8 protein-coding genes are annotated in these 8,605 nt (G+C 42.1%); 4 read left to right on the top strand and 4 right to left on the bottom strand.

What is annotated here, in order from left to right:
* From OQ5_RS0103820 to OQ5_RS0103805, 4 genes are all read right to left on the bottom strand, one after another.
* On the bottom strand, positions 1 to 520 hold a 520-nt coding region (locus OQ5_RS0103820; RefSeq protein WP_016776231.1), incomplete at its 3' end, for a DUF4861 family protein.
* 13 nt (positions 521 to 533) lie between these two features.
* A complete protein-coding gene (locus tag OQ5_RS0103815) occupies positions 534 to 1,343 on the bottom strand; it encodes a gluconate 5-dehydrogenase (RefSeq protein WP_016776230.1) in 810 nt (269 codons plus the stop codon).
* A 165-nt stretch (positions 1,344 to 1,508) separates the two neighbouring features.
* Positions 1,509 to 2,345: a 5-dehydro-4-deoxy-D-glucuronate isomerase gene (gene kduI / locus OQ5_RS0103810; protein WP_016776229.1), complete on the bottom strand. Its 837-nt coding sequence runs from the start codon at positions 2,343 to 2,345 to the stop codon at positions 1,509 to 1,511.
* A 267-nt stretch (positions 2,346 to 2,612) separates the two neighbouring features.
* Positions 2,613 to 3,641, bottom strand: coding sequence for a LacI family DNA-binding transcriptional regulator (locus OQ5_RS0103805; protein WP_255297372.1), 1,029 nt, complete (start codon positions 3,639 to 3,641; stop codon positions 2,613 to 2,615).
* Positions 3,642 to 4,034: 393 nt separating this feature from the next.
* Between OQ5_RS0103805 and uxaC the strand changes: the two genes are divergently transcribed.
* The 4 genes from uxaC to OQ5_RS0103780 all read left to right on the top strand — a co-directional run bounded on the left by uxaC (position 4,035) and on the right by OQ5_RS0103780 (position 8,141).
* Entirely contained in the window at positions 4,035 to 5,429 is a 1,395-nt protein-coding gene (uxaC, locus tag OQ5_RS0103795) for a glucuronate isomerase (RefSeq protein ID WP_016776226.1), read from the top strand.
* 81 nt (positions 5,430 to 5,510) lie between these two features.
* A complete protein-coding gene (locus tag OQ5_RS0103790; protein ID WP_016776225.1) occupies positions 5,511 to 6,548 on the top strand; it encodes a sugar kinase in 1,038 nt (345 codons plus the stop codon).
* A 61-nt stretch (positions 6,549 to 6,609) separates the two neighbouring features.
* Positions 6,610 to 7,290 (top strand): bifunctional 4-hydroxy-2-oxoglutarate aldolase/2-dehydro-3-deoxy-phosphogluconate aldolase, encoded by a 681-nt coding sequence (locus OQ5_RS0103785; RefSeq protein ID WP_016776224.1) that lies wholly within the window; start codon positions 6,610 to 6,612, stop codon positions 7,288 to 7,290.
* Entirely contained in the window at positions 7,287 to 8,141 is an 855-nt protein-coding gene (locus tag OQ5_RS0103780; RefSeq protein WP_016776223.1) for an SDR family oxidoreductase, read from the top strand. Before OQ5_RS0103785 ends, OQ5_RS0103780 begins: the two co-directional genes overlap by 4 nt.
* Positions 8,142 to 8,605: the final 464 nt, after the last annotated feature.

The raw sequence follows: 8,605 nt of genomic DNA, 5'->3' as shown, positions 1-8,605 counted from the left end.
TTCCGTTTCGGGCATCATAATAGTTTCTGAAACCTACCAGATCGTTTTCCCAGGCCGGCCCCTCCATCTGAAAGACAGCTGAAATTGTAGGGCTGTCAGTGGACTTTAGCCGTTCTTCATTGGTCACTTCCTCGTAAGGAGGCTCTTTATAGCCAAATCTGATATTGGTTCGTTTAGGAAATTCAGGCATCTGATCCCTGGTAACAGTGTTAAAATAAAGTGTTTTCGATTCGCCCGCCTTCAAGGAAACAAGAAATGCCATTTCGTCCCAATTGCCGTCACCATCGAGGTCATCACACTGGGTTGGCAATCTCTCGCCCTTTTCATCAACCACTACAACATAGTTGTCTCCAACATCTTCCGGAAGGTATTCGTTAACTTCTTCATATGTGAGCACAACGGCTTTGTCAGCCAACGGGATATCAAGATTGTTTTCGACAACATATCCACTCTGAGGGCCATTACACCCCCCCGCAAAAACCGTTAAACCAATAATAAAAGGCAATTTTCTGGTCAGCATAATTATACTATTTTTAAGGGTTTACTTCGTTTTCACCTTTAACGTAACCGAAATTGGCGAGAATTCCGCCATCAACATAAAGAACATGTCCATTCACAAAATCACTGGCTTTACTGGCCAGGAAAAGTGCCGCATTTCCAACATCATCAGGAGTACCCCAACGACCAGCAGGCGTACGGGTCATCACCAGTTCATTGAACGGATGATTTCCCTCCCGAATAGGTGCGGTTTGCTCGGTAGCAATGTAGCCGGGCCCAATACCGTTGACCTGAATATTATACTTTGCCCATTCGCAGGTCATGTTCGCGGTAAGTAGTTTCAATCCCCCTTTTGCAGAGGCATAAGCAGAAACCGAATTACGTCCGTACTCACTCATCATGGAACACAGATTAATGATCTTCCCCTGTCTTCTTTTTATCATTCCCGGAACCACCCGTTTTGACACAATAAACGGCGAAACAAGATCTACATCAATAACCTCTTTAAACTCTGAAACAGGCATTTCAAGAATAGGTACCCGTTTTATCATTCCCGCATTATTGACCAGTATATCGACCGACCCCACCTCTTTCTCTATGGTTGAAATACCTTTATCAACATCATCCTCTTTTGTAACGTCAAAGGCCAGGACATATGCATCAACCCCTTCTGCTTCAAATTCTCGTTTACTTTTTTCCAGCTTTTCCTGTGACCTTCCGTTAATAACCACTTTAGCACCAGCTTTGCCAAGTGCTTTTCCAATAGCCATACCAATTCCGTGGCTGCCACCTGTAACCAGGGCAACCTGTCCGGATAAATCGAATAAATTATTTATAAAACTCATAATGAAGTAGTGTTAGATTGTTAGATTGTTAGACTGTTAGATTGTTAGATTGTTAGACTGTTAGATTGTTAGATGTTATCTAAATCTTATATCTACAAATCTAAGGTTCTATCATTGAGTTCACTCCTGAAAGTCTCTTTTTGCCCAACTCTTTGTTGCGGCGTTCTATCGCAATTCCTGCTGGGTATAATGATCCATATCACCAAAGTCCTGGTTTTCACCGGCCATCCCCCAAATAAAGGAATAATTGGACGTTCCCGATGCACTATGAATGCTCCACGATGGCGAAATAACAGCTTGTTCGTTCTTCATCCAGATATGACGTGTTTCTCCTGGCTGTCCCATAAAATGACATATAGCCTCATTTTCAGGAACCTCGAAATAGAGATAGGCCTCCATCCTTCTTGTATGCAGGTGAGGCGGCATGGTATTCCACACACTGCCGGTTTTCAGCTCGGTAATTCCCATCTGTACCTGACAGGTTGGCGTAACATCATTGACAATTAATTTGTTAATACGGCGCTTATTAGCACTCTCTTTTGAACCCAAATCCGCTATAACTGCCATGTCGAGTGTAATCTTTTTGTTTGGATTCTGTTTGTGGGCAGTGGCACTGTTCATATACAGATGAGCAGGTTTTTCAGGATCAACAGACTCAAATATTACATCCCTGTTGCCATTCCCCAGATATAGCGCCTCTTTATACCCTAATTCATAAACATTACCATCGGCAGTTACTTTTGCATCTCCACCAATGTTGATGATGCCCAGTTCGCGCCTTTGCAGAAAATAATCGGCTTTGATCTCATTAAATGGCTCCAGTTTTAACGGCTTATCTGTTGGAACGGCGCCTCCGACTATCAATCGGTCATAAAGTGTGTAAACCACATTTATTTCTCCTGGAACCATCACATTTTCGATCAAAAAATCCTGACGAATTCTACTGGTATCATAACTCTTGAAATCTTCAGGATGCGCTGCATACCTTAATTCGTAATTCATAACTATATCCTTTTTAAATGATTAAACATATCTGGGTAATTGGGGGTTAGGTTAATTGGGGATTAGGTTGATTTGTTGATTTGTTCGCTCGTCTCTGCCGCTTGCTTGCAAGAACTGGTGGCTGAGGCTGAGGCTGAGGTTGAGGCTGAGAATTCACCACAGAGAACACAGAGGAACACAGAGATAGACAGCGGGGAAAGTAAAGAGGCACGGCCGTGCGTCTCAACAAAAGCCCGATTATATATCTGAATATCATACCAGTAATCTTTACAAATTTGAATTGAATTCCGAATTCTGTATAGAAATTGTTGCACCAGTGGTTAACGAGGATGATCGCGGAATGAGTCTCACCGGAACATGGATTTCCTCATTCACAAAATCATCCCTGCCAATATTATTTATAATGGCTCTGGCCACCTGATTTCCCATTTCAAAAGCGTTTTGTTCAACAGAGGTCAGTCCGGGATCAACCAAAGCAGCGAAGGGCTCATTGGCAAACCCCGATATCTTTATTTCTTCCGGTATTGCAACTCCCATTCTTTTCAGTCTTCTCAATGCACCGAGAGCAGAAAAATCACTGGCTGCAAATATGGCATCGATTTTTCCGGCACGATACAATTCTTCCGCTGCATCGCCCCCGGTCTCCTGAAGTATGCAATTTTCAACAAGCAGCCCGGAGTCGAAATCAATTCCATTTTGCTGAAGTGCATATTTGTATCCTTCAAAACGTTCGCGGTAAACATTAACGTGAAGTGACCCGGCAAAATGAGCAATTCGCCTGCAATTATTCCGTATAAGATGACGTGTACTGCGCAAGGCCCCCAAAAAATTGTCATTAACAATACGTGGCCCTGCAATTGTCTCAGTTACACGGTCAAACTGCACTAAAGGAATACCTTCCGATACAATTTTATCATAGTGATCAAAATTCCTGGTTTCGACAGAATGCGAAACAATAATGGCACTCACTCTGTTTCTCAACAAAGTGTGTACAGCTTTATGTTCATCCTCTTCTCTTTCATGAGTCTGGCTGATCAACAGACTAAATCCGGCTGGGTTAAGTATGGCCTCCACACCGCTAATAACATGACTAAAGAAATGGCGGTTGATCCTGGGGACAATCATGCCAACCGTATCGCTTGTTCCTTTTCTCAACGATGCTGCTAAAATATTGGGCTGATATCCCATTCCTGTCGCAACCCTAAGAACTTCAGCCCGGGTTTTGGAACTAACACGCTCATTCCCGGCCAGCGCACGAGACACTGTAGAAGGAGTTATCCCCATTTCATTCGCGATGTCTGTTATGGTAACGCGTTTTTAGTCATCTTTGAAACAATTACTTTTACAAAAATACAAACGTTTGCACAAAAAACACAAAATTTCGACATTGTTTTTTTATTTTCAAGTTTATCTTAATCAAAACAGAAAGATGAATAATAAGCCGAGCAAAAGAAAAAGAAACATCATCCGAAAAAGTAAAAGAAAAAATATTCCGATCGTTATAGGTTCAGTTTTTTAAGTACTTACAAAACACCTGCGATAAAATACACCCTACTTTTAAATATTTTAAACCCCATCATAGACTCCAAAACAAGAGAAATATTTCGAAAAAAACTTGACCATGGAAAAAGTTTATTTTATCTTCGTGTTCGTTAACGAAATCTGAAATAATCAAAATTCATATCTGCCATGAAAAAGTTCATCCATCCCGATTTCTTACTGGAAGGAAAAACAGCCCGAAAAATTTACCATGAATATGCAGAGAACCAGCCCATCATCGACTTTCACTGTCATTTGTCGCCAAAACTGATAGCAGAAAACCACAACTTCGACAACCTGGGGGAAGTATGGCTGGCCGGTGACCATTATAAATGGCGCGCCATGCGAACAAATGGTATTAACGAAGAGTACTGCACAGGCTCACCTTCCTTTTATGAAAAATTCTTGAAATGGGCCGAAACAGTTCCCAATACTGTAGGAAATCCTCTTTATCACTGGACACATCTTGAACTTGCCCGTCACTTCAATATATTCGAACTTCTCAATCCGAAAACCGCAGATTCCATTTACCACAAAGCTTCTGAAATGCTTAAACAGGAAGCGTTTTCAACCCAAAATCTTCTGAAAAGAATGAAAGTGGAAATGGTAGGGACAACCGATGATCCGGTTGACAACCTGGAATATCATATCAAATTAAAGGATTTCGATGTACAGGTTCGCCCTACCTGGAGGCCTGATAACCTTATTAAAACCGAGAATCCGAAAACTTTCAATAACTATATTGAAAAATTGGAAGAGGCATCGGGGAAAAGCATATCAACATTCGGCGACCTCCTTGCCGTGCTTGATGAGCGGCATGCCTTCTTCCATGAAGCTGGATGCAGGGCATCGGACCATGGTCTGGACAGAATGTATTATTCAGAAGATGCAGGATCAAATCCTGAAGAAGCTTTTAAAAAGATTAGAGGTGGCAGCAAACTCAACAAGACGGAGACAGAAGGATACCGGTTTAGAATGATGCAGGAATTGTGCAAACTCAACCAAAAACGTGGATGGGTTCAGCAGTTTCATCTGGGTGCTATGCGCAATAATAACACCAGGCTCTTCAACAAACTGGGTCCGGATACCGGATTCGACTCCATTGCAAATCCGCAGGACAGCTATAAAATATCGCGTTTTCTCGACAGTCTTGATGTTAATAATCAACTGGCAAAAACCATTCTTTACAACCTTAACCCTGCCGATAACGAAATGTTCGTAACCATGATCGGTAATTTCCAGGACGGCACTGTCACGGGCAAAATGCAATACGGAGCAGCTTGGTGGTTTCTGGATCAGAAAACCGGCATGGAGAAACATCTGGCCGACCTTTCTGCTTTGGGCCTCCTTTCCAGGTTCGTAGGGATGGTCACCGATTCAAGAAGCTTCTTATCCTATCCCAGACATGAATATTACAGGAGAATTGCCTGTAATTATATTGGCAATGAAGTAGATAAAGGAGTTATCCCAAACGATCCTGAAATACTAAAGAATCTGGTTGAGGGAATATCATATAAAAATGCCAAATCGTATTTTGGATTTTAGGATAGCAGTCAATAGTCAATAGTCAATAGTCAATAGTCAATAGTCAATAGTAGTTAGTATTTGTAAGTAAGATAAATAATCATGTCAGAAAAAAGAGTTGTAACATTTGGAGAGATTATGCTCAGGCTTTCGACGCCGGGATTTCTACGTTTTTCGCAAGCGGCATCATACGATGCCAATTTTGGTGGCGGCGAAGCCAACGTTGCTGTTTCTCTTGCAAATTACGGTATAGAATCACGTTTTGTAACCCGTCTCCCCAATAACGACCTGGGGAGAGCCTGCCGAATGGAACTCGAAAAATACGGAGTGGACACAAGCAAGATAACCCATGGCGGAGAACGTCTGGGAATTTATTTTCTTGAAACAGGTGCCGTAGCACGCCCCAGCAAGGTGATTTATGACCGTGCTCACTCTTCGTTTGCAACAGTTGGTTCCGGCCTGTTCGACTGGGATGAGATCTTCAGAGATGCCAACTGGTTTCACTGGACAGGCATAACGCCGGCAGTATCACAGGGGGCAGCTGATGCCTGCCTCGAGGCCATCAAAACAGCAAACAAAAAAGGAATTACTGTCTCTTGTGATCTTAATTACCGAAAAAACCTTTGGAAATATGGCAAAAAAGCCAATGAGGTAATGCCAGAATTGGTGTCGGGATGTGACATAGTCCTCGGAAACGAAGAAGATGCCGCAATGGTACTTGGCATAAAACCCGAAGGAGTAGACATCACAGGCGGGCACGTAGAAGCAGAAGCTTACCGCAGTGTTTCCGAACAAATAATGAAGCAGTACCCACGGGTTAAAAAGGTAATTACAACATTAAGGGGTTCAATCAGTGCCAGTCACAACAGCTGGTCTGGTGTATTGTATGACGGCAAAAATCTTTACACCGCACCTACTTACCAAATAACGCATATTGTTGACCGTGTAGGTGGTGGTGACTCATTCATGGGCGGTCTGATTTACGGTTTACTGACTTACAATGACGATGAAAAAGCCCTCAGATTCGCCACTGCAGCTTCTTGTCTGAAGCATACCATTCATGGTGACTTTAACCAGGTAACTGTAGAAGAAGTTGAAAAACTAATGAGCGGTGATGCTTCAGGCAGGGTGTCCCGTTAGTTTTATTCGAAGAACACAATTGCCTCAAACCGCAAATTGTCTGAAACCAAACAAACAAAGAATGGCAAAATATACAAGAATAGAAGTATTCCTTACAATGAAGGAAACGGGTGTTGTTCCTGTTTTTTTTCATGCCGACCTCAATATTGCTAAAAAAGTATTAAAAGCTTGTTACGACGGAGGTATCCGGGCCTTTGAATGGGTAAACAGGGGTGATTTCGCCAATGAAATATTCAGCGAACTTAACAAATATGCATTGAAGGAACTCCCCGGTATGATACTTGGCGCGGGATCGGTTGTCGATGAGGCGACTGCGGCCATATACATTCAGGCAGGAGCAAATTTCATTGTATCTCCGCTTCTCAACGAAAACATGGCACGTATCTGTAACCGCAGAAAAATTATGTGGGCCCCCGGTTGCGGTTCTGTTTCGGAGATTGGGAAAGCTGAAGAACTGGGTGCGGAAATCGTAAAAATATTTCCGGCCTCCGAAGTAGGCGGTCCCTCCTTTGTTAAAGCAGTGAAAGGCCCCTGTCCCTGGACCAGCATCATGCCTACCGGAGGGGTAGACACATCAAAAGAGAACCTTCAAAGATGGTTCGAAGCCGGAGTCACCTGTGTGGGAATGGGGTCAAAACTATTTCCAAAAGATATTATTGAAAAAGGTGATTTTAAAACACTTACAACAAAAGTCAAAGAGCTAACCAAAACAATTCAGGAAATAAAATCTACAAAATCATGACAACGCCAATTAAAGATTTGAATCTCGAAGGAAAGGTGGCTGTTATTACAGGTGGTGGCGGAGTAATCTGCTCCGTAATGTCCAAAGCACTGGCCATGAAAGGTGTAAAAACAGCCATCCTCGATCTCAAAAAAGAAAATGCCGACAAAGTGGCTGATGAAATCAGGGAACAGTATGGAACTAAAAGCATTGGATTCGCCGCCAATGTATTGGACAAAAGCAGTCTTGAAGCGGCAAAAAAAGGAATTAATAAAGAGCTTGGTTCCATAGACTATCTGATTAACGGAGCGGGCGGGAATGCTCCAACAGCCACCTCGAAAGTAGAAAAAATTGAACCCTCGGATCTGGAACATCTGGAAGATACATTTTTCGGACTGGAACTGGAAGGCTTCAAAAAAACCTTTGATCTCAATTTTAAAGGAACGCTGCTCCCTACCCTCGTTTTTGCAAGTGATATGGTCAAAAAACAAAGAGGTGGTATTGTTAACATCTCTTCAATGAATTCGTACCGACCGCTTACAAAAATTCCCGCCTATTCGGCCTCAAAGGCAGCTATTAACAACTTTACGCAATGGTTGGCTGTTCATTTTGCAAAAACAGGTGTAAGGGTAAATGCCATTGCACCGGGCTTTTTGCTTACCAACCAAAACCGTTTTTTATTGGTTGATGAAAAGACAGGAGAATCAACAGCCAGGGGTAAAAAAATCATAAACGGCACTCCGATGGAACGATACGGAACCCCTGAAGAACTTACAGGAACTTTGGTTTTTTTGCTGTCCGACTGGTCGGAATTTATTACGGGAATTGTTGTTCCGGTAGACGGCGGATTTAGTGCATATAGTGGAGTATAATGAGATATTATAGAGGTTAGATTGTTAGATTTGTTAGATGAGTGCGGTATAAAAAGCATATTTTTGTCAAAATCAAGGCGTTTTAAATTTTTGTACCGGAGTTAACTTGCTGTTAATGAGGATGCAAAAATTTTAAACAACACAGAGTTTGGCAACAAAGATGCTTTTTTAGACCGGGCTCATAGATATAAGACAAAAGATGATTGTTGTTGCATTAAGCACGTTAACCCAAACGTAAATAGTGTCTGTCCATAAAGTACCATTTGCTGTGTTACGCTCGCCGCCAAAATACTCATTTACGAAAAGTAAACTGCGTTTTTGGCGGCTTCGCAAGCCTTGCAATTGGCACTTTCTGAAACAGATACATGATAAGCAAAAAACTTTCCTGACTTTATAGACAGGAATTAACTAACAAATCATTGAGTTTTGCTGTTTTTAACCTGCTTTATTCATAAGTTTTCGTC

Origin of the sequence: Anaerophaga thermohalophila str. Valhall, from assembly GCF_000250735.1 — a bacterium.
GTDB lineage: Bacteria > Bacteroidota > Bacteroidia > Bacteroidales > Marinilabiliaceae > Anaerophaga > Anaerophaga thermohalophila_A.
Note: the sequence above shows the minus strand (reverse complement) of the source record. Positions and strands in the feature narration are given on the sequence as shown.